At 30.5% G+C, this 23,359-nt stretch carries 21 protein-coding genes; 12 read left to right on the top strand and 9 right to left on the bottom strand.

Annotated elements, in window-relative coordinates:
• Positions 1-352: 352 nt before the first annotated feature.
• The 5 genes from thrS to rlmF all read left to right on the top strand — a co-directional run bounded on the left by thrS (position 353) and on the right by rlmF (position 4,681).
• Positions 353-2,293, top strand: coding sequence for a threonine--tRNA ligase (thrS, locus tag LXD69_RS11015; protein ID WP_246915403.1), 1,941 nt, complete (start codon positions 353-355; stop codon positions 2,291-2,293).
• 29 nt (positions 2,294-2,322) lie between these two features.
• Positions 2,323-2,874: a translation initiation factor IF-3 gene (infC, locus tag LXD69_RS11010; protein ID WP_200894138.1), complete on the top strand. Its 552-nt coding sequence runs from the start codon at positions 2,323-2,325 to the stop codon at positions 2,872-2,874.
• 71 nt (positions 2,875-2,945) lie between these two features.
• Complete coding sequence (gene rpmI, locus LXD69_RS11005; protein ID WP_045968229.1) at positions 2,946-3,143, top strand: 50S ribosomal protein L35; 198 nt, start codon at positions 2,946-2,948, stop codon at positions 3,141-3,143.
• A 114-nt stretch (positions 3,144-3,257) separates the two neighbouring features.
• Positions 3,258-3,602: a 50S ribosomal protein L20 gene (gene rplT / locus LXD69_RS11000; protein WP_045968228.1), complete on the top strand. Its 345-nt coding sequence runs from the start codon at positions 3,258-3,260 to the stop codon at positions 3,600-3,602.
• A gap of 119 nt (positions 3,603-3,721) precedes the next feature.
• Positions 3,722-4,681 carry a 23S rRNA (adenine(1618)-N(6))-methyltransferase RlmF gene (rlmF, locus tag LXD69_RS10995; RefSeq protein ID WP_246915401.1) on the top strand — a complete coding sequence of 320 codons (960 nt, stop codon included), beginning with the start codon at positions 3,722-3,724 and terminating at the stop codon, positions 4,679-4,681.
• A gap of 632 nt (positions 4,682-5,313) precedes the next feature.
• On the opposite strand, the gene LXD69_RS10990 is transcribed toward rlmF, so the two are convergent.
• From LXD69_RS10990 to LXD69_RS10975, 4 genes are all read right to left on the bottom strand, one after another.
• Entirely contained in the window at positions 5,314-6,507 is a 1,194-nt protein-coding gene (locus tag LXD69_RS10990; RefSeq protein WP_394799756.1) for an asparagine synthetase B, read from the bottom strand.
• 147 nt (positions 6,508-6,654) lie between these two features.
• A complete protein-coding gene (locus tag LXD69_RS10985; protein ID WP_045968222.1) occupies positions 6,655-7,335 on the bottom strand; it encodes a response regulator transcription factor in 681 nt (226 codons plus the stop codon).
• Positions 7,336-7,338: 3 nt separating this feature from the next.
• Complete coding sequence (locus LXD69_RS10980; RefSeq protein ID WP_045968220.1) at positions 7,339-8,130, bottom strand: sensor histidine kinase; 792 nt, start codon at positions 8,128-8,130, stop codon at positions 7,339-7,341.
• 687 nt (positions 8,131-8,817) lie between these two features.
• Positions 8,818-9,147: a hypothetical protein gene (locus LXD69_RS10975; protein WP_045968218.1), complete on the bottom strand. Its 330-nt coding sequence runs from the start codon at positions 9,145-9,147 to the stop codon at positions 8,818-8,820.
• Positions 9,148-9,370: 223 nt separating this feature from the next.
• Between LXD69_RS10975 and LXD69_RS10970 the strand changes: the two genes are divergently transcribed.
• From LXD69_RS10970 to LXD69_RS10945, 6 genes are all read left to right on the top strand, one after another.
• Positions 9,371-9,928, top strand: coding sequence for a phage tail protein (locus LXD69_RS10970; protein ID WP_246915399.1), 558 nt, complete (start codon positions 9,371-9,373; stop codon positions 9,926-9,928).
• Positions 9,929-9,960: 32 nt separating this feature from the next.
• Positions 9,961-10,518: a phage tail protein gene (locus tag LXD69_RS10965; protein ID WP_045968214.1), complete on the top strand. Its 558-nt coding sequence runs from the start codon at positions 9,961-9,963 to the stop codon at positions 10,516-10,518.
• Positions 10,519-10,586: 68 nt separating this feature from the next.
• Positions 10,587-11,735, top strand: a complete 1,149-nt coding sequence (locus tag LXD69_RS10960) for an ABC transporter substrate-binding protein (RefSeq protein WP_246915397.1) — start codon at positions 10,587-10,589, stop codon at positions 11,733-11,735.
• A 1-nt stretch (position 11,736) separates the two neighbouring features.
• Positions 11,737-12,672, top strand: coding sequence for a methionyl-tRNA formyltransferase (locus tag LXD69_RS10955; protein WP_246915395.1), 936 nt, complete (start codon positions 11,737-11,739; stop codon positions 12,670-12,672).
• Between the two features lie 40 nt (positions 12,673-12,712).
• Positions 12,713-15,778 carry a T9SS type A sorting domain-containing protein gene (locus LXD69_RS10950; RefSeq protein WP_246915392.1) on the top strand — a complete coding sequence of 1,022 codons (3,066 nt, stop codon included), beginning with the start codon at positions 12,713-12,715 and terminating at the stop codon, positions 15,776-15,778.
• A 121-nt stretch (positions 15,779-15,899) separates the two neighbouring features.
• The gene (locus LXD69_RS10945; protein WP_045968206.1) at positions 15,900-16,412 is read left to right on the top strand and encodes a hypothetical protein; all 513 of its coding nucleotides are present in this window, start codon (positions 15,900-15,902) and stop codon (positions 16,410-16,412) included.
• Between the two features lie 70 nt (positions 16,413-16,482).
• Here the strand turns inward: LXD69_RS10945 and dnaB are convergent, their stop codons facing one another.
• The 5 genes from dnaB to tgt form a co-directional block, all read right to left on the bottom strand.
• Positions 16,483-18,033 carry a replicative DNA helicase gene (gene dnaB, locus LXD69_RS10940; RefSeq protein ID WP_045968204.1) on the bottom strand — a complete coding sequence of 517 codons (1,551 nt, stop codon included), beginning with the start codon at positions 18,031-18,033 and terminating at the stop codon, positions 16,483-16,485.
• A gap of 154 nt (positions 18,034-18,187) precedes the next feature.
• Positions 18,188-19,141 (bottom strand): acetyl-CoA carboxylase carboxyltransferase subunit alpha, encoded by a 954-nt coding sequence (locus LXD69_RS10935; protein WP_045968202.1) that lies wholly within the window; start codon positions 19,139-19,141, stop codon positions 18,188-18,190.
• A gap of 62 nt (positions 19,142-19,203) precedes the next feature.
• Positions 19,204-20,100 carry a DMT family transporter gene (locus LXD69_RS10930; protein WP_045968200.1) on the bottom strand — a complete coding sequence of 299 codons (897 nt, stop codon included), beginning with the start codon at positions 20,098-20,100 and terminating at the stop codon, positions 19,204-19,206.
• A complete protein-coding gene (locus LXD69_RS10925; RefSeq protein WP_045968198.1) occupies positions 20,087-21,166 on the bottom strand; it encodes an LptF/LptG family permease in 1,080 nt (359 codons plus the stop codon). The genes LXD69_RS10930 and LXD69_RS10925 overlap by 14 nt, the downstream gene beginning before the upstream one ends.
• A gap of 8 nt (positions 21,167-21,174) precedes the next feature.
• Positions 21,175-22,305, bottom strand: coding sequence for a tRNA guanosine(34) transglycosylase Tgt (tgt, locus tag LXD69_RS10920; RefSeq protein ID WP_045968196.1), 1,131 nt, complete (start codon positions 22,303-22,305; stop codon positions 21,175-21,177).
• A 186-nt stretch (positions 22,306-22,491) separates the two neighbouring features.
• Here tgt and LXD69_RS10915 point away from each other — a divergent pair, with 186 nt between their 5' ends.
• Positions 22,492-23,340 carry a transketolase gene (locus LXD69_RS10915; protein WP_246915390.1) on the top strand — a complete coding sequence of 283 codons (849 nt, stop codon included), beginning with the start codon at positions 22,492-22,494 and terminating at the stop codon, positions 23,338-23,340.
• The last annotated feature ends 19 nt before the right edge of the window (positions 23,341-23,359 follow it).

The raw sequence follows: 23,359 nt of genomic DNA, 5'->3' as shown, positions 1-23,359 counted from the left end.
TTGCCTTGATTGCGGGTGCAAAAGTAGACACTTTTTTCATTCCCACAAGACTTTTTTAAACTATTTTTAAATCTTTTTTAATCATCCCTAAAAATCAATTACTTACAAACAATCTTTTTTTAACCTTTACATAACTTTACAAAATAATCAACCCTAAACACAACAACCAAACCTCTAAAAATATACTAACACACACAAATCCCATACACACACAAACAAATTACTCTCAAACTTAATCTCCTATATATATAAAGAAAATAAAAGCTATTCAATTATTTGAAATATCTATACCTATATATATTGTATGTATTTCTCTATTGTATTATATTTGCAACTCAATAAAAATTAAGAGATGATAAAAATTACTTTACCTGACGGTTCGGTTAAGGAGTTTGCACAACATACAACTCCAATGGATGTGGCATTAAGCATTAGTGAAGGTTTAGCTAGAAATGTGATTTCAGCTTCCTTTAATGGTACAACAATTGAAACCACTACCCCATTAACCACCGATGGTTCTCTTATATTATATACTTGGAATAATCCAGAAGGTAAAAAAGCATTTTGGCATTCAACTTCCCATGTAATGGCTCAAGCGATAGAAGAGGTCTATCCTGGTTCAAAATTAACTATTGGCCCTGCGATAGATAATGGGTTTTACTATGACGTAGATTTTGGAGATAAAAAAATAACAGATGCTGATTTTAAAAAAATTGAAGATCGTGTTTTAGAAATTTCAAGAGAAAAGCATGAATTCAAAATGCGTTCAGTTACAAAAGCAGAAGCTTTAGCTCTATATAAGGACAATGAATTTAAAACAGAGTTAATTCAAAATTTAGAAGATGGTACAATTACATTTTGCGATCACTCTTCTTTTACAGATTTATGTCGTGGTGGACACATTCCAAATACTGGAATAATTAAAGCTATGAAAATTCTTTCTGTAGCAGGTGCTTACTGGAGAGGAAACGAAAAAAACAAACAGTTGACTCGTGTATATGGTATTTCATTTCCAAAACAAAAAGAACTAACTGAATACCTTCAATTATTAGAAGAAGCGAAAAAGCGTGATCATAGAAAATTAGGAAAAGAATTGGAGTTATTCCATTTCTCTCAACGAGTAGGTCAAGGATTACCGTTATGGTTACCAAAAGGTGCTGCATTACGTGATCGTTTAGAGCAATTTTTGAAAAAAGCACAAAAAAAAGCAGGTTATGAACAAGTTGTAACACCTCATATTGGTCAAAAAGAATTATATGTAACTTCAGGTCACTATGCAAAATATGGTGCTGATAGTTTTCAACCTATACATACTCCAGCAGAAGGAGAAGAATTTTTATTAAAACCTATGAATTGCCCACATCATTGTGAAATTTATAATGCAAGACCTTGGTCATATAAAGATTTACCTAAACGTTATGCTGAATTTGGAACTGTATATAGATATGAACAAAGTGGAGAATTACATGGTTTAACACGTGTAAGAGGATTTACTCAAGATGATGCACATATTTTTTGTACTCCCGATCAATTAGATGCTGAATTTAAAAATGTTATTGATTTAGTATTATATGTATTTGGTTCATTAGGGTTTGAAAATTTCACAGCTCAAGTATCAGTTAGAGATTTAGACAATCCTGATAAATATATAGGTAATGTTGAAAATTGGGAAAAAGCAGAAAATGCAATTATAAGTGCTGCAAAAGACAAAGGGCTAAATTATGTAATTGAATCAGGAGAAGCTGCTTTCTATGGACCAAAACTTGATTTCATGGTAAAAGACGCATTAGGAAGAAGTTGGCAACTTGGAACAATTCAAGTAGATTACAATTTACCTGAGCGTTTTGACCTTACATATAAGGGTAGCGATAACGAATTACATCGTCCAGTTATGATTCACAGAGCTCCTTTTGGAAGTATGGAACGTTTTATTGCCATTTTACTAGAACATACAGCTGGAAATTTCCCGATTTGGTTAATGCCAGAACAAGCTATTATCTTGTCTTTGAGTGAGAAATATGAAAATTATGCTCAAAAAGTTTTTTCTTTGCTAGAAAATCACGAAATTCGCGCCCAAATAGATAATAGAAACGAAACTATTGGTAAAAAAATTCGTGAAGCGGAAACTCAGAAATATCCTTTCATGCTTATTATAGGTGAGGAAGAAGAGAAAAACGGGACAATTTCTGTAAGAAAACATGGTGATGATGGAAAATCAAACCAAACAATGTCAATTGATGCTTTTGCAGCATTAATACAAGAAGAAATAAATAAAACATTAAAACAATTCTAAGTTTAACTTAAATTTTTAAAGCCATAGCAATTAGAAACAACAGAGGTTATAAGCCTCGCGAAGAAAAAAAAGCAGCACACAGGATTAACAATTTAATTCGTGTTCCTGAAGTACGTTTAGTAGGTGAAAACATTGAACCAGGTATTTACAAAATAGGTGAAGCACTACGTTTTGCAGAAGAGCAAGAAGTAGACTTGGTAGAAATATCTCCAAATGCAGAACCACCTGTTTGTAAATTGATGGATTATGGTAAGTTTCTTTATGAACAAAAGAAACGAGAGAAAATGCTAAAAGCAAAATCATCTCAAGTGGTTATAAAAGAGATCCGTTTTGGACCTCAAACCGATGAGCATGATTATGAATTCAAAAAGAAAAATGCTATTAAGTTTCTTCAAGATGGAGCAAAACTAAAAGCGTTTGTATTCTTTAAAGGTCGTTCCATTATATATAAGGAACAAGGACAAATTCTTTTGTTGCGATTAGCACAAGAATTAGAAGAATACGGAAAAGTAGAACAGTTACCTGTATTAGAAGGGAAGCGTATGATAATGTACCTTGCTTCTAAGAAAAAGGTAAAATAAATAAAGTGTTTTGCTTTGTAGCTCTTTTTTACAAATAATATAAGTAAGAATAAATTAAATACAGGAAGAAAATGCCTAAAATGAAAACGAAGTCTAGCGCTAAGAAACGATTTAAAGTTACTGGTTCTGGAAAAATCAAAAGAAAGCACGCTTTTAAGAGTCACATTTTGACAAAAAAATCTAAAAAGCGTAAATTAGCTTTAACTCACTCTACTTTGGTTCACAAAACAGATGAGAAAAGCATTAAACAACAATTAAATTTAATTTAATTGATTGTTTGGTTAAAATTAATTAATAACCCTGGAGTGGGCTTTTTTTGAAATTAAAACTCAAAATAATAGAAGAACTGAAAAGTCGCCTTACTACAAAAAACATTTAAAGTTATGCCAAGAGCAAAAAACAGAGTAGCTTCAAGAGCTAGAAGAAAAAGAATATTAAAACAAGCCAAAGGATTCTTTGGAAGACGTAAAAACGTTTGGACAGTAGCGAAAAACGCGGTAGAAAAAGCGATGACTTATGCATACCGTGATAGAAAGCAAAAAAAGAGAAATTTCCGTGCTTTATGGATTATGCGTATTAACGCTGGTGCAAGATTACATGGAATGAGTTATTCTCAATTTATGGGTAAAATAAAAGCTAACAACATTGAGTTAAACCGTAAGGTACTTGCTGATTTAGCAATGAATCACCCAGAAGCTTTTTCAGCTATCGTTAATAAAATTAAATAAACGTCTAACCACAGTTTATCTTACTTATATATTAAATCCCAACCATTTTTTGGTTGGGATTTTTATTTTTATCATTTTCAATTTATAAATGCGTAATTTTGAAAAATTAAATCATCATTTTGAAAAAAGAAAATAACATTCCAATTAAAAAAAATCTACATCCTAGAAATAAGCATATAAACGGATATGATTTTGCATCATTAATCGAAACTAATCCTAAATTGAAAAATCATGTCTTAACCAATAAATATGGCAATGAGACTATCGATTTTGCAAACCCTGAAGCTGTAAAAGCACTGAATAAAACATTGTTGCTTCATTTTTATGATGTAACATTCTGGGATATTCCAAAAACAAATCTTTGTCCTCCTATTCCTGGTAGAGCTGATTATGTTCATTATATAGCTGATTTATTAGCTACTTCAAACAATAATAAAATTCCAAAAGGGAATCATATTAAAGGATTAGATATTGGAATTGGAGCAAATTGTATTTACCCCATTATTGGTAATAAAGAATACCAGTGGAAATTTATTGGAACGGAAACTGATGTACCTTCTTTAAAAGCTTGTGCTAAAATTATTGAAAATAATGAGCAACTGAATAAAGATATTAGTATTCGAATTCAACAAAATAAACGAAATATTCTTAAAAATTGTATTTTAGAGAATGAACGCTTTGATTTTACTATTTGTAATCCTCCTTTCCATAGTTCAAGACAAGAAGCTACAAAAGGTTCTCAGAGAAAATTACGTAATCTTGGCAAAGCTAATGAAGGAAAACCTATTTTAAATTTTAGTGGTCAAAATAACGAATTGTGGACAGAAGGTGGTGAACTTACTTTTATTACTAATTTGATTTATGAAAGTGCCCATTTCAAAAAACAATGTATGTGGTTTACTTCATTGGTTTCTAAAAAAGAGAATCTAAAACCTTTCTATAATCATTTAAAAAAAGTAGGTGCAGTTGAAGTTAAGACTATTGATATGGAGCAAGGGAACAAAATTAGTCGCTTTATAGCTTGGAGTTTTTTAACAACTCAACAACAAGAAAATTGGGCCGTTATAAATTGGGACTAATAATAAGAAAAGCTCTTTTAGTAGAACTCATATACAAACAGAAAAGACTAGTAGCAGTACTGGTCTTTTTTATATAAAGCAAACATTTCTTTTGAAATTTGTTTACTTCTTTATTTTATTTACAGTAAGTTTATTCAGTTGATTTGAAATTAGGATAATAACTAATTGAAGATTGTTATTAATACAATGATTGACTTCACTTAGTAAAGATTTTTTTGTTCCAATAAATGTTAATTTTTTTTATTGGATTGTTTAGATTGCTCCAAAAAATAGCCCTCTAATACCGTAATTAAAATAGTGAAAAATAATAAACTAATAATTATATAAAATCTTATTTACTATTTTGTTTTTTAGTTCGTTATACTTAGTTGTAAATTCCAAAGAGAATAAAATATATCGTCTTTATCATTATAAGCTTTGCTAGGCTTAGAGATTTATTTGCAGACAAAAGAGTAACGTTTAAATGTGAAAATATTCTGTAAAAAATGCTACTTTCCAATTGTAATATTTAGCTCAATGAAGATTTTTAATTTATTTTTTATGAATAATGGCTTCTTCTAATTTATTATAATAAATCAATTTTTCTCTATCATTTATTAAGTCATTATTTAAAAAAAAGAAAATACTTCGTATTATGTTTTCTGCTTTTTCTTTCTAGCCGCAGGGAACAAAACATTATTTAAAATTAATCGATATCCTGGAGAATTTGGGTGTAAATCTAGAACTGTTGGAGAATCGCCTACAAAATGCTGATAGTCTTCAGGATCATGTCCGCCATAAAATGTAAACATTCCTTTTCCTTTTGTTCCATGAATATATCTTGCTTCTCCGTTTATTTTATTTTCTCCTAACCTTAGTACATTACTTTTTATTCTATCTCCTTCGAAAGCTGTTGTTTGTCCCATAAACCCTTTTACTAACTGTGTGTGGTTTTGACATAACATGGTAGGAATTGGATCCCATTTCGCAGAAAAATCCATCAATGTAAAATAGTCTTGTTCGAAAGGTACTTTTTTGTTAACTCTATCGTCTGTAGTATCAATATCTGAAAACTCGTATTTATCTGGTTTTCGTTCAAGGATAAAATCTTTAAAAGCTAAAGAATTATTATAATCTATTTTTGTTTGATAATTTGCTTCACTTGGATCTCCATCAAACATAGGTTCGCATATATCTACTCCATCTGCTGCTAATGCAATATCAAAACTATCAGTAGCGGAACACATCGCGAACATAAATCCACCTCCAATTACATAATCTCTAATTTTTAAGGCAACTGCTCTTTTTTCTTCTGAGACTTTATTGTATCCTAATTTTTTAGCTAAATTTTCGGCTTCTTTTTTTTGTTCTATGTACCAAGGTGCATTTCTATAACTTCCAAAGAATTTCCCATATTGACCTGTAAAATCTTCATGATGTAAATGCAACCAATCGTATAAAAGTAATTGATCGGATAATACTTCTTCATCATAAATCTCTGTGTATGGAATTTCTGCATAGGTCAATACCATAGTAACGGCATCATCCCAAGGTTGTTTTCCTTTAGGTGTATAAACAGCAATTTTGGGTGCTTTTTCCAAAACTACAGTTTCCATATTTTGTGAAGGACTACTTATTTCTTCTAAAATAGTATTAGCATTTCCGTCTGACAAAACTTCAAATGTAACTCCTCTAATTTGGCATTCTCTTCTAATGGCATTATCATCTGGTAGAAGAAAAGAACCACCTCTGTAATTTAATAACCAACTTACTTTATAGTTTTTTTCTAACGCCCAATAGGTTATTCCATAAGCTTTCAAATGATTTTGTTGTCCTTCTGCTTCCATTGGTAATAAGATAAAGGAAGCATAACTAGAAAAAGAAAACAATAAAAGAAGTATGTATATATGTTTTTTCAAAGTAATAGCTTTTTATTCAAAGGTATGAAATTAGGTTTAAAGCGCTATATCTTTAACATTCTATATCTAAAAAAATTATATCCTTTTCAAAATATTTTTTATTGGAATAACTTTGTTTTGAATCGCATAAACTACTAATCCAGCAATGTTCTTTGATTCGGTTTTTAATAATAAATTATTTCTATGTCCATCAACAGTTCTTGGACTAATAAATAATTTTTCTGCAATTTCGCTTGTGCTATATTGTTGACATATTAATTCTAAAATTTCTTTTTCTCTAGATGTTAAATAATCATCATCAAAATAACTTTTAATTCTATAATCTTTTATAGCTATTCCGTCATTTATAACTTCTAATACACACTCGCTATAATAAAATCCTTTTTTAAAAACTTCATTTATCGTTTCTAGCATTTCTGCAGGTGTTGCATTTTTCACTAAATAAGAGGATGCTCCTACATGTATCATATTTGCAATAAATGATCTTGTGTTATAACTTGTTAATGCAATAATCTTTATATCTGGATATGTTTCATGAATTATTTTTGTTGCTTCTACTCCATTTAATAAAGGCATTTTTAAATCCATCAAAATAATATCAGGATGAATACTGCTTTCTGACAAATAAGAGGTTAATTCGCTTCCATTTGAGGCTTCAAATATAATTTGAATATTTTGCTCTCTTTGAAGCATAAATGCTATCCCTTTTCGAAATAAAATTTCATCATCTGCTAATATTATTTTTATTTTTTCCATAACCTAAAAACTAAATATTACTTGCATTCCTTTTTTTTCACTTGAAATTATTTTTAATTCTCCATTGAGAAAGCTTATTCTACTTTCAATATTTTTCATTCCTAATCCTTTCTGATTTTTCACATCATTCATGTCAAAACCAATACCATCATCATTATACTTACATGTAATCAGGTTAGAATTACTTTCAAAGATAATCGTTATATTTTTAGCTTTTCCATGTTTTAATGAATTATTCATTAATTCTTGTAAGATTCTAAATACGTTTAATTGCTTATCTGAATTAATTTTATCTAATTCTGTAAAACTTGTAAAGCTTGCATTTATTAGTTTATTACTATTATACTCAACACATAATTCTTCTATTCCTGCATGTAATCCAAATTTTTCTAAAACAGGAGGCAACAAATCATGTGCTATTCGTCTTGAATTATCCAAGGCTTTTTTAGTCAGATTAAAAATATTTGTAGAAATTTCAGAAGACTCATCAAATGTTAAACCTGGTGTTTTTAATAAATGACTATTAATTGACACTATATTAAGTTTTGAACTAATATCATCATGTAAATCTTGCGCTATTCTTTTTCTTTCTTCTTCTTGTGTGATAATTATAGAATGCAACAATTCTTTTTGATGTGCTATTTCTAAATTTTTCTTTTCTACTTCTTGTTGTACAATTTTTTTTCTTGAGAAATAGAAAAATAAAATTAATACCAAAGCCATTAATAAAAAAGCTGTGAAAGTGTAAATTATGATATTTATTATATCATTTTGATGTATTAATTCAGAATTCATTCTGTTGTTTTTTATTTTTAGAAAAACTTATTTTCCATTCATATAAAATAAATAATTGGTAAACTATATATAAACATGCATTTAGGTTCCATGTAATTTTATTCAATTCTGTTTTAAAACTTAACATTAAGTTCCCTACTAAAAACAATATTGTACTTCCAAAAAGATATATTAATATGCCTAAATTTATATAATAATATTCTCTTTTACTATCGAGCTGATTATATAAATGAAAAGTAGAATAAATAATCAATAAGAAAGAGGTTATAAAAACTTCAAATAAATTAAATTCAAAAAACAATGAAGGATTTACTAAATATAGGATAAGCAATGAAACTATACAAAGCAAAAAACTTATTTGAATAATTTTTCGCTGATATTTTTCTTTCAAAAGATTATGATAGAATAGGCTTATGATTATGAGTTGAAATATAAAATAGAAATGAGATATAAAGAGATTATTAATTCTTTCTATCTTAAATACATAAGCTGTTATTTGTATAACAAAAATACCAAATAAATAAATTGTAAAAATTTTAAAGGCCTTTCCTTGATTAGAAAAGCCTCTAAGGAATAAAAAAAAATTTATTAGTAATAAAAAGTATCCTACAAATAAAAAAAAATCCGTCATAATTTTACTTATTTTTAAACAACACTTTTCATTTCTATAAATAATTTTAAAAACCTTTATTCTTTCTCTTTTACTATAAATAAAGGACTTGAAGGATCACACGTTGTAGGACATGGAGCCGTGAAATCATAAACTCTCTCCCCTATTTCTTCATTAACCATATCAAGACCTTTTGCATTAACACCCACAAGCATTAATTTATTTACTCCATTTTCATCAATACCTATGTAGGCACGAATATTTTCTACTCCTTCTTCTTTGCTCAAAGCAACAAAATCTTCCATAGGAATTAAATGAGCTTTAACTGCTCCTGCAGGTTGAGAATTCACCCATGTTTTAGCCCATCCTTGAGCTGTTGTCAATGGAATTGAGTTATCATTTTTCATAAATAATACGTTTTAATTTGTTAAATTATTATCACAAATTTAATATTAAAATTCATTCATAAAGCATCTAAACCAAAAAACAGGTATTTTTACGGGTATAGATTTATTGGATATGTAATAATTTAGCAAATAATTAAAAGATAGATAATTTTAGTAAGTGTTAACTTAGTATATTTTTAATTAACTTAGTAGAAAATAATACTAACCATTAAATTTTTAAAATATGTCAACAGAACCTTTTATTGGAGAGATTAAGATTTTCGGATTCAATTTTGCTCCAGTGAGTTACCAGCTATGTAGTGGTCAAATAATGTCAATTGCTCAAAATACTGCTTTATTTTCACTATTAGGGACTACTTATGGTGGCAATGGACAAACTACTTTTGCATTACCTGATCTTAGAGGACGTATGCCAATAGGACAAGGACAAGGTCCTGGACTACCTAATTATAATATGGGACAACTTGCGGGTACAACCAATGTAACTCTTTTAACATCGAATATTCCTCAACACGTGCATACATTAAATTCAATGCAAGTTAAGTTACAAGCTTCTTCGGGAAATGCTGATGAAATTTCACCTGATGGAAATTTTCTTGCTACAGCTAATAGTCCTATTTATAGTAGTAATGGTGCAACTTCTGGTGTATTTACTGGAGGAACGCAAGTCACAGGGACAACAGATATAACTGGATCAAATATTCCAATAAATATAACGAATCCTTACTTAACGATTAATTACTCCATTGCAATTTATGGGATCTTCCCAAGTCGCAATTAATTAAATTAATAACCTTTAAAAAATATAAAATCATGTCAACAGAACCTTTCATAGGAGAAATCAAAATTTTTGGCTTTTACTTTCCGCCAAGAGGATACATGACTTGTCAGGGTCAAATCCTTTCAATTGCTCAAAACACAGCATTATTCTCATTAATCGGAACAACCTACGGAGGTAATGGGCAAACGACTTTTGCACTTCCCGATTTACAAGGAAGAATGCCAATTGGACAAGGTCAAGGACCAGGATTACCAAATTACAATATAGGACAAAAAAGCGGTAACACAACAGTAACATTACTCTCTACAAATTTACCCGCTCATATTCATACATTGAACAATGTTCATGTTCTGTTAAAAGCTTCTTCGGGAAATGCTGATGAAATTTCACCTGATGGAAATTTTCCTGCTACGACTAACAACCCTATCTATAGCGGAAATGGAGCTTCCCCAGGAGTATTTACAGGAGGAACTCAAGTGACTGGTTCTACAGATCCAACAGGTTCAAATATTCCTTTAAGCATTATGAATCCTTATCTGACTATTAATTATTCTATTGCTACTGTAGGAATTTTTCCAAGTAGGAATTAATTCAAATATAAATTTAAAAAATAAAGGAAACATCATAATGATGTTTCCTTTGTAAATATAATAACAAAATGCAAAAAATTGGACTCCTTCTACCAAGATCCACTTATTATGAAACCATTAGCTTTGATATTTTTCAAGGGCTAAAATCAGGTTTAGAAAACTTTAAAAATAAAGAGTATAAAATCATAACAGAGAATATTGGTTTTGGTGCTGATAAGCAACAATGTTATCGAGCAGCTGAAAAATTGTTATTAGAAGAAAATGTTAGCATAGTTGTAGCCTACATTGGCCATAGAACAGCGGAATTATTAAGACCATTATTCTTGGCGGCTAACAAAATACTTGTAGTATTGGATGCTGGTGCTAATTTACCAAATGAATGGCCTTCTTGTCCGAATATTTTTTACCATTCTTTACACAATGCATTAGGTGCAAGACTTACTGCTCAAAAAGCTGTAAATGATGGATTTAATGAAGGAGCTTTAATAACAGGTTATTATGATGGTGGTTATTTGCATACCTATAGCATCAGTAAAAGTTTTGAAGATTTTAATGGAAAAATTGTTTTTAATCATGCTACAGGTTATAAAACAGAAGATTTCAGTATGGAACCTTTACAATCTCATCTGAATACTTATCCTAATACCGCTCTTTTATCACTTTTTAGTGGTGATTTTGTACAGTGGTATTTTAAAGAAATTGAAAAATATTTTAAAAATGATAATATTCCTATTTATTTAACTCCTTTTGGTATGGAAGAATCAACGCTGGAAGAAGCTGTTTTTCCTAGTAATAATGTGAAAGGAATTATTTCTTGGTCAAAAAAAATAAATAATCAAGAGAATAAAACCTTTATTGAAACCTTAGAAACTTCTGGAAGAAAACCAAATATGTTTTCACTAATAAGTTGGGAAAGTGTTTCAATAGTAGATAAAATAATTGACTTATTAGACATTCATAAAAACAACCTAGTTGAAATTTCTACTGAATTAAAAAAGTTTGAATTTGATAGTCCAAGAGGTACTATTTCGTTTGACGTTAAAACAAATACAACTTTAAGTCCTTTATTTGAAGCTAAACTTATTAAAAAAAACGGTTTTTGTGAGATTGAAATAGAGAAAAGCATTCCTAATTATAAAGAAGAATTTGAAAAACTAGCTTCTTTTGAATTAGAAAATATAAACTCGGCTTGGTATAATAGTTATACTTGTATATAATATGGAAAAAAATGTAAAAATAGTATTATTATGTGGTGGTAGATTTGCTTTTCCAGCTTTACAATTGTTAGCTTTTGAAAAATTTCTATATGCTGTAGCTATTGGAAAAGGCTCTGATAACATTGTTGATGCATTAGAAAATGAATGTGCTAATAATCAAATAAAATTCAATCATTTTCCTAATAAATCAAAAATGAAAAACATGAAAGATTGGATTAATGAGATTAAACCAGACTATATTTTTTCCATTTCTTTTCCATTCTTAATTCCTGACGATGTACTAGCGTACGGAACTAAAAAATTTATCAATTTTCACCCAGGACCATTACCACAATACAGAGGTGTGATGCCTATTTTTGATGTCCTAAAAAATCAAGAAAAACAAACTGCCATTTGTGCTCATTTTATGAATTCTAATTTTGATGAAGGAAATATTATCTTTAATGATCCCGTTAACATCAATGAAGCTGAAACATATGGTAGCTTAACTGTAAAATTAAGTAATAGAATAGCCCAAGTAACCCTAAATATGGCTAATATGCTACAATATGCTAATTCTATTCCTAGTATTATTCAAGATGAAGAGCTGGCCTATTACTATGAAAAACCTACTCTATCTGATACTTATATTAATTGGAAAAAAATGGATGCAGATGAAATTGTAGCTTTAATACATGCTTGTAATCCTTGGAATGGAGGTGCTGACACTACTTTTTTAGGACAACCAGCAAAAATAATAGATGCAAAAATAATTAATAAACCACACCACAATATCTTTCCTGGTACAATTGTAAGTATTATTGATGAAAATGAGATTCATATTGCTACCTCAGATAATCTACATATAAGTGCTACAATAATACAAACTCAAGAGGGCATACAAACTGTAAAACAATTACATACAAAATTGAATTTAATAAATTTAGCATTTAATTAAATAGTATATTTGTATAAAAATTAACAATAAAAAGACTAATATGAAACAAAAAATTACTTTACTTTTATTCATCATTTCCTTTTTCTGTTTAGAAGGAAATGCACAAACTCAGTTTTGGAGTGACTCATTTGAAGATGTTGGCGCTCCAAGTTCTGGAACTAGAACACCTTCAATAGCTGAATTTTCTTGTGGTGGTCCTCCTGCAACAGCTTATTTTAAGAGAACTGATTTATCTGGTATAGCCTTACAGTCTGGAACTTACTCCAATTTTGAAGGTTCAAAATTTTGGGCAGCTGAAGATATTGATAGAGGTCCTACTTGTTCATCAAATTCTATATCAGCAAATCAACAAGTAACTTGGTCAGGAATTAATATTGCTGGAAAAACAGGTCTTTCTTTTAAAGGCTTTTTTGCATGTAACAATATAAATGGTAGTTTTCAAGGTACTGATTGGATCAATCCAGGACCTCCAGCGCAAGACTTTATCGTAATCGAATATAGAATTGATGGTGGTTCTTGGAATAAAATAATAGGTATATATGCTGACAATGCTAGTTCTTCTAATACTTTTAGTGTTGATACTAACGGAGATCTTTTAGGTGATGGTACCGCATTAACATATGCTTTTACAGAATTATCTGCTAATATCCCTAATACAGGTTCAACTTTAGATATCCGATTTAATTGTCATGCAAATGCTTCAGCTTCTCAAGAAATCGCAGTCGATAATTTTAGATTGTTTGAAGCTCCATCATGTACAGATCCAACTGTACCTACGGTTACTGCAACAGCAAATCCTGTTTGTAATGGTGCATCTACTACTTTAAATATTACTGGAACTTTAAATGATGCTACGCAATGGGCTATTTATACGGGTTCTTGCGGAGGGTCATTATTAGGAACTACTGCAAGTTCTACATTTGCTGTTACTCCTTCTGGTTCTAGCACAACATATTATATCAGAGGTGAAGGAGGTTGTGTAACACCTGGAACTTGTGCAACAATAACTATTAATGTAAATCCTGCACTTACAGCATCTATATCTTCACAAACTAATGTGGCTTGTAATGGGGGAACAAATGGTGCTGCTACTGTAACACCTACTGGAGGAACTGGTCCTTTTAACTATTCATGGTCTCCTTCTGGAATTACTACGGCTACAGCAACTGGTTTAGCTGCTGGAACATACAATGTAATGGTTACAGATGCTAATAACTGTAGTGCTTCAACTTCCGTAACTATAACTGAGCCAACTACTTTAGTACTTACGCCTTCTTCTCAAACTAATGTATCATGTAATGGTGGTTCAAACGGTGCAGCAACTGTAAACGTTGCAACTGGTGGAGTAGGTGGATATACTTATAATTGGACTCCTGGTAACCCTACAGGTGACGGAACAACTTCTGTAACTGGTTTACCAGCGGGTACTTGGACTTGTACAGTAACTGACGCTAACAGTTGTACTACTACTCAAAGTTTCACAATAACTCAACCAACTGCTTTAGTTGCTTCTGCTAACTCGCAAACTAATGTTTCTTGTAATGGTGGTACTAATGGTAGTGCAACTGTAAGTGTTACGGGTGGAACTCCTGGATATACATATTCTTGGGCACCTTCAGGGGGAACTGCTGCTACAGCTACAGGACTTACTGCGGGAACATACACAGTAACAGTAACAGATGCTAACAGTTGTACTACTACTCAAAGTTTTACAATTACTGAACCATCTACTTTAATAGCTTCTGCAAGTGTAGATAACAATGCTTCTTGTAATGGAGAAACTGATGGTGCTGCAACTGCATCTGCATCTGGAGGAACAGCTCCTTATACTTACTTATGGAGTAATTCAGCTACAACAGCATCAATTACTGGTGTAAGTGCTGGAATGTATACTGTGACTATAACAGATGATAATGGTTGTACAAATACAGCTTCAGTTACAATTACTGAACCAACTGCTTTAATAGCTTCTGCAAGTGTAGATAACAATGCTTCTTGTAATGGAGAAACTGATGGTGCTGCAACTGCAACTGCATCTGGAGGAACAGCTCCTTATACATACTTATGGAGTAATTCAGCTACAACAGCATCAATTACTGGTGCAAGTGCTGGAATGTATACTGTGACTATAACAGATGATAATGGTTGTACAAATACAGCTTCAGTTACAATTACTGAACCAACTGCTTTAATAGCCTCTGCAAGTGTAGATAACAATGCTTCTTGTAATGGAGAAACTGATGGTGCTGCAACTGCATCTGCATCTGGAGGAACAGCTCCTTATACTTACTTATGGAGTAATTCAGCTACAACAGCATCAATTACTGGTGTAAGTGCTGGAATGTATACTGTGACTATAACAGATGATAATGGTTGTACAAATACAGCTTCAGTTACAATTACTGAGCCAACTGCTTTAATAGCCTCTGCAAGTGTAGACAACAATGCTTCTTGTAATGGAGAAGCTGATGGTGCTGCAACTGCAACTGCATCTGGAGGAACAGCTCCTTATACTTACCTATGGAGCAGCGGAGCTACAACAGCATCAATTACTGGTATAAGTGCTGGATTTTATATTGTGACTATAACAGATGATAATGGTTGTACAAATACAGCTTCAGTTACAATTACTGAGCCATCTGCTATTAATAATACTATATCTGAATTAACTACTGGTATTTTAACAGCAAACGAAGTGGGTGCTACTTATCAATGGTATGAATGTCCAAATACATTATTAGCAGGAGAAACAAATCAAGATTTTACTCCAACAGTAATTGGCGATTATAAAGTTGAAGTAACTGTTGGAACTTGTACGGTTGAATCAGCGTGTTATACAGTTAATACTTTAGGTTCAAATACTTTTGAAAACAAATCAAAATTCTCAATCTATCCTAATCCAAATAATGGACAATTAAATATCAATGCTGATTTTGATGGTCAATTTATTATTGTAAATCAAGTAGGTCAAACAGTAAAATCATTTAGAGTAAATTCAAATATTGAAAATACAATAAATGTTGAAAATTTATCTGACGGTATTTACTTCATAAAAGGAACTAATGGAACAGAAATAAGTTCTCAAAAACTGATAATTAAAAAATAATCTTATCTTTTAATTAGAAGGTTAAAAAAAGGTTGTTATAGAATATATAACAACCTTTTATATAAAAAGTCAACTTAAATTAAAAACTAGATTTAAAATAACACTATTAATCCCAATAATTATGAAAAGAAGATCATTTGTAAAAAAAGTTGGTATTTTTACTACTGGTACGATTGCCTTATCAAGCACTAATCTATATGCTACTGAAACGGAAAATTCTTTAAACACAATAGATTTTTCTCCTGTAGCGCTAATTGAAAATGAATTAACTTTAAAAGGTTTCTTTATAGATTCAATAACTTTAAAACCTATCTTATCACCTATTAAGATGGAAGCAAAAGTAAAAAGGAATCGATTTTTCCCTTTAAATAAATCTTTAGAATCTACAAATAGTAGTTATCATATACAAACTGGGTTTTCAAAATCAAACATACAGGATAAAATAGATATTCATATTCAAGCTGATGGATACAAACCTTATAATGGTAATATTTATTTAACTACAAAAGGATGCTATATTCACTCTGAAGAATGGAATTATAATCCTAATTTTAAACCCGAATTTACTCCAAAGAATATCAATTCTGGAAATCAAACAACATCCTCTTTTAATTTTCATTTAGTTAAAATTTAAAAACTTAAAATTCTAATAAAAAAAAGGTTCCTTGTAAGGAACCTTTTTTTTATTATTATCGTTGTTCTTTTTAAAAAGGAACATCTGAATCTTCATCATCAACACTACTAAAATTACTCCCAAATGCTTCATTTGCTGATGGAAGATTTTGAGTAATAAAAGGATTTTGTTCATCTAAATTCATTTTTGAAGGTAGCGAATCAAAAGGAGAACTAAAATCATCTAAATTATCAAACTTACCTAAGTTTCCAACGAATTTTAGTCGTATATTATCTAAACCACCATTACGATGCTTTGCTACAATAAATTCAGCCTGACCTTGCGTTGGAGAACGCTCTTCATCATCCCATTCATCAATTTTATAATATTCAGGGCGATAAATAAAAGAAACAATATCCGCATCTTGCTCAATCGCTCCCGATTCCCTTAAATCGGAAAGTAATGGTCTTTTACTAGATCCACGAGTTTCAACGGCACGAGATAACTGTGAAAGAGCAATAACTGGTACATTTAATTCTTTTGCTAATGCTTTTAAATTTCGGGAAATGGTTGAAATTTCTTGTTCACGATTTCCTCCTCCTTTTCCATTTCCACCAGCAGTCATTAGTTGAAGGTAATCAATTACAATCATTTTAATTCCATATTGAGAAGCTAAACGACGTGCTTTGGCACGTAAGTCAAAAATGGATAATGATGGAGTATCATCAATATATAAAGGAGCTTTTTCTAAATCTTTAACTTTTATTGAAAGTTGCTCCCATTCGTGTTTTTCTAACTTTCCTGTTCTCAACTTTTCAGATGACAAGCCAGTTTCAGATGAAATAAGACGCGTAATTAGCTGAACTGAAGACATCTCAAGAGAGAAAAAAGCAACAGGAGCTCCATAATCAATCGCCATATTTCTTGCCATTGATAATGTGAAGGCTGTTTTACCCATACCTGGACGAGCTGCCACAATAATTAAATCTGAAGGTTGCCAACCAGAAGTAAGTTTATCTAAATCATGAAATCCTGTTGGAACACCACTTAATCCTTCTTTTCCTGCAATTTCTTCAATACGCTTTTTAGCTTGGATAACTAAACTTTGGGCGGTTTCAGAACTTCTTTTAATATTCCCTTGTGTAACTTCGTACAATTTAGATTCAGCTTTATCCAATAAATCAAAAACATCTGTTGTTTCATCATAAGATTCTTCAATTATTTCGTTGGAAATCTTTATTAAACTTCTTTGAATATATTTTTGCAATATAATTCTTGAGTGAAATTCAATATGAGCTGAAGATGATATTTTTTGAGTTAATTGAATAAGATAAAAATCGCCTCCTGCTAACTCTAATTTTGCATTCTTTTTTAATTGAGAAGAAACTGTTAATAAGTCGATAGGTTGAGTATCGTTAAACAATTCAACAATTGCTTCAAAAATATGTTTATGAGATTCTTTATAAAAAGCATCAGGTTGAAGAATATCAATTACTTCATCTACACCTTTCTTATCAATCATCATTGCTCCTAAAACTGCTTCTTCTAAATCTACAGCTTGAGGAGGAAGTTTTCCTTTTTCTAGATTAATAATAGCGCTTTTATTTTCTTTTTGAAAGCTGCTATTTCTGACGTTTTCCATATTGCGAAGGTAACCAAATTTTGATAAATTATATCCTAACTTATTAGCTCTATTGTGTTAAAAACCTGTTGAAAACATAATTCTTTTTGTTAATAACACAAAAAAAATCCGAAACTATTAGGCTTCGGACTTTATATGTTGAATGTAAAATGAATTATTCTTTAAATTCTCCCATTTTACTGTATTTGTCCATTCTTTGTACGATTAAATCTTCTGTTGATAAGTCTTTTAATTCTTTATATGCTTTCATAATAAAAGTCTCAACATTTTTAAAAGTAGTTTCTCTATCATGATGAGCTCCTCCAAGTGGTTCTGGAATAATATCATCAATTAATTTTTGCTTCTTCATATCAGTTGGTGTCAATTTCAAAGCTTCAGCAGCTTGTTCTTTATATTCCCAACTTCTCCATAAAATAGACGAACATGATTCTGGTGATATTACAGAGTACCAAGTATTTTCTAACATAAATACTCTATCTCCTACTCCAATTCCTAATGCTCCTCCTGAAGCTCCTTCTCCAACAACAATTGTAATAATAGGAACTTTTAATCGAATCATTTCAAAAATATTACGAGCAATTGCTTCTCCTTGTCCTCTTTCTTCTGCTTCTAAACCTGGATATGCCCCTGGAGTATCAACAAGAGTAACAACAGGAATTCCAAATTTTTCTGCCATTTTCATCAATCGAAGTGCTTTTCTATATCCTTCTGGATTTGCCATTCCGAAATTACGATATTGACGCGTTTTCGTATTATATCCTTTTTGTTGTCCTACAATCATGAATGATTGTCCGTCAATCTTCCCTAAACCACCTACCATGGCTTTATCGTCTTTAACTCCTCTATCTCCAAATAATTCTAGGAAAGTATCACCACATAATGCTTTGATATGATCCATCGTATAAGGACGATTTGGGTGACGTGACATTTGAACACGTTGCCAAGCAGTTAAATTTTTATATATATTTTTCTTAGTTTCTTCTAATTTTTTCTCAATCTGTTTGCATGTATTACTTACATCTACTTCAGATTCCTGACCTATAACGACACATTTATCTAATTGGTCTTCAAGCTCTTTAATAGGTAATTCAAAATCTAAATATTCCATGGGACTAAATTTTGGTTTGTGTTTGTTGTGACAAAGATAAAATTTTCAATTAATTAAATGTATTATTCAACTAATTTTAGTTTTCTTTTTTTATAATTTTTCACTAATCCATTTGCTAGAACTGTCACTAAAATAATTCCTGCTCCTAGATAAAAATAGGAATTCATGTGTTCTGAGTCTTTAAATATTAACAATGCTAAAATAATTCCATAAACAGGTTCCATATTTACAGTTAGCATCACTGTAAATGGGCTTAAAAACTTCATAATTTTCACAGATGCAGAAAAGGCATAAGCGGTACAAATTGATGAAAGTATTAATAACCAAAATAAATCTTCTAATGATATTTCAAAAAAAGCTGTATCAAAATTATTAGTAAATAACATATATACACTTATTCCTAAAACGCCTATTAAAATTTCATAGAAAGAGATTACATTTGGATCATACTCTTTTACGTATTTTCCATTTAATACAGAGAAAAGGGCTGATAAGAATGCTGAAGTAATGGCTAAATAAATCCCCGCTTTAAATTGGGTTTCTACTTTAAAGATAATTCCTAATCCAATAATTGTTATTATTCCGAAAAGCATTTCATACCAAACTACTTTCTTTTTGTGTATGATAGGTTCTAAAATAGATGCAAAAAAAGCGCCTGTTGATAAGCATGCCAGTGTTACTGAAATATTTGATACTTTTATTGCTTCATAAAAAGTATACCAATGTACTGCTATTACAATTCCGGCAAATGAAAAACTTATAAATGCATTTTTTGTAATCACCATACTTTTCTTTTTTATAAGTAAAAAAGCTAAAACAAAGAGTGACGCAAAAAACATTCTATACCAAACTAAGTTTAATGCTTCTAATGATATTAGTTTTCCTAATATGGCTGTAAATCCCCAAATAAACACTATTAAATGAAGATGCAAATATGTTTTTATACTATCGTTTTGCATTTCTAAGAAGATAAAAGGCTAATATTCCAAAAAATATGTTTGGAATCCAAACTGCTAATAATGGCGAAAAATCTGAATTTTCTGCAATGGTTCCAAATACTTTATCAAAAAATATAAAGGTAAATGCAATTACAATTCCAATAGCTAAATTAACTCCCATTCCTCCTCTTCTTTTCATGGATGATACTGCTACTGCAATAATAGTAAGTATGAATGCTGAAATTGGTAAACTAAATTTTTTATACAATACAACTAAATATGCATTGATTCTAGTATTTCCTTTTTCTTTTTCTTTATTAATAAATTTGAATAACTCTCCAATTGTCATTGTCTCTGCAATATAAAAAACTGGAGTTAATTCGTCTGGTTCAAAGTTAAAATCAACAATTTTTTTATCTACTAACTCTAATATATCATTGTTATTCCCAATATTCCTTTTTACATAATTAAATAAAGAGTATTTTTTTATCTCTTCATCATATTTTATTCTATTTGAGGTAATTTTCTCAACTAAAACATTATCCTTAAATTTCTCATACGTAAAGTTAAATCCTGTTTTAGAGGTAAAATTATAATTGCTAATGTAAATGTATTCTCCTTCTCCTATTTGTCTAAATATATCCGAAGTTTCCATTGTTTTATAACTACTACTTCTCAAATATGTATTTCTAAAATCTAGAAATCCTTTACTTGCCTTTGGTACTAAGAAAAACCCCATTAATAATGCAAAAACACAAACAATAGTTGCTCCAAATAGAAAAGGTCTTAAAAATCTTTTAAACGAGATTCCAGAACTAAGAATAGCAATAATTTCTGTATTGTTTGCTAATTTTGAGGTAAACCAAATAACTGATAAAAATAGGAAAATAGGAAATAATAAATTAGCAAAGTATATTATAAAATCACCGTAATACATTATTATTTCATTAAAAGGAGCTTTCCTTTCAATCATTCTATTTACTTTTTCAGAGACGTCTATTACAATTCCAATAGGAATAAATAATAATAACATTACACTAAATGTACCTAGATATCTCTTTAAAATATATTTATCAATTAGCTTCATTAAATTAACTATAAGCGTTGACTCATTTGAATTACCATTTTATCTTTCCATTCTCTAAATGTTCCTGCTACAATTTGTCTTCTTGCTTCACGAACAAGCCACATATAAAAACCTAAATTATGAATAGTAGCAATTTGCTTTCCAAGATACTCATTTGCAGCAAATAAATGACGTAAATAAGCTTTTGAATATTCTAAATCAACAAAAGTATGTCCCATTTCATCAATTGGAGAAAAATCGGCTTCCCACTTTTTATTCTTTATATTGATTGATCCATGAGCTGTAAAAAGCATCCCATTTCTTGCATTACGTGTTGGCATAACACAATCAAACATGTCAATACCTAAAGCAATATTTTCTAAAATATTAATTGGTGTTCCTACTCCCATTAAATATCTTGGTTTATCTTCTGGTAAAATTGCGGTAACAACTTCGGTCATTGCGTACATCTCCTCAGCAGGTTCACCTACTGAAAGTCCTCCAATTGCATTTCCTTGTGCTCCTGCATTAGCAATATATTCTGCTGATTGTTGACGTAGATCTTTGTAAGTGCTTCCTTGAACAATTGGAAAAAAAGTTTGCTCATAGCCATACTTAAATGGCAGTTTTTCTAAATGCGTAATACATCTGTCTAACCAACGATGCGTCATGTGCATAGATCGCTTTGCATAACGGTAATCACATGGATATGGAGTACATTCATCAAACGCCATAATAATATCTGCACCAATGGTTCTTTGAATTTCCATTACATTTTCAGGAGAGAAAAAATGATATGAACCATCAATATGACTCTTAAATTTCACTCCTTCTTCTTTTATTTTTCTATTTGAAGAAAGAGAATATACTTGGTATCCTCCTGAATCTGTCAAAATATTTCGATCCCAATTCATAAATTTATGCAAACCACCTGCTTTTTCAAGAATATCTGTTTGCGGTCTTAAATATAAATGATATGTATTTCCCAATATAATATCTGGATTAATATCATTTTTTAATTCTCTTTGATGAACACCTTTTACAGATGCTACAGTGCCAACAGGCATAAATATTGGGGTTTCAATAACTCCATGATCTGTAGTAATCACTCCTGCTCTTGCTTGGCTTTTTGGATCTTTTTTAACTAAATCGAACTTCATATAACAATTTTACTGGGCAAATATAAATCAAATAGTGCACTTGCATGTTACTCAAACTAAAATTTTAAAATAGTTTTATGAAATACTAATTGTGAATAAATAAATTCATTAATTCGAATAACTTCCTGATAAAAGGTTTGTTGAAAGAAAAATTATGAAGTATTTTTGCCCAAATTATTTATGTAAATGAAACCAAACACACAACAATTACAAGAATTAACTGTCCAAGTAAGAAGAGATATCCTACGCATGGTACATGCTGTAAATTCAGGTCATCCCGGAGGATCACTTGGTTGTACAGAATTTTTAGTAACCCTTTATCAAAACTTAATGAACAGAAAAGAAGGTTTTGATATGGACGGAATTAATGAAGATGTTTTCTTCTTATCTAACGGTCATATCTCTCCTGTTTTCTATAGCGTACTAGCAAGAAGTGGTTATTTTCCTATAAGTGAACTAGCTACTTTTAGATTATTAAATTCTCGTTTACAAGGGCATCCAACTACACATGAAGGTTTACCTGGAATAAGAATGGCTTCTGGGTCTCTTGGTCAAGGATTAAGTGTTGCTTTAGGTACTGCACAAGTAAAAAAACTAAATAACGATTCTAGTTTAGTTTACACACTACATGGAGATGGCGAATTACAAGAAGGTCAAAACTGGGAAGCAATTATGTATGCATCAGCTAAAAAAGTAGATAATTTAATTGCTACAGTAGATGTAAATGGTAAACAAATTGATGGAACAACTGACGAAGTTTTAGCAATGGGAAGCTTAAGAGCTAAATTTGAAGCTTTTGGTTGGGATGTTTTAGAAATCAAAGAAGGTAACAATATTGATGCTATTATTAATGGCATGACGGAAGCAAAAGCAAAAACAGGAAAAGGAAAACCCGTTTGTGTTTTATTGTACACTGAAATGGGTAATGGTGTAGATTTTATGATGCACACTCATGCATGGCATGGTAAAGCACCTAATGATGAGCAATTAGCAAATGCATTAGCGCAAAATCCTGAAACTCTAGGTGACTATTAATCCTTCAACTAAAATGAAA

The sequence above is a fragment of the Flavobacterium sediminilitoris genome (genome assembly GCF_023008245.1).
Lineage (GTDB): Bacteria > Bacteroidota > Bacteroidia > Flavobacteriales > Flavobacteriaceae > Flavobacterium > Flavobacterium sediminilitoris.
This window is presented reverse-complemented; position numbering and strand designations above follow the sequence as displayed.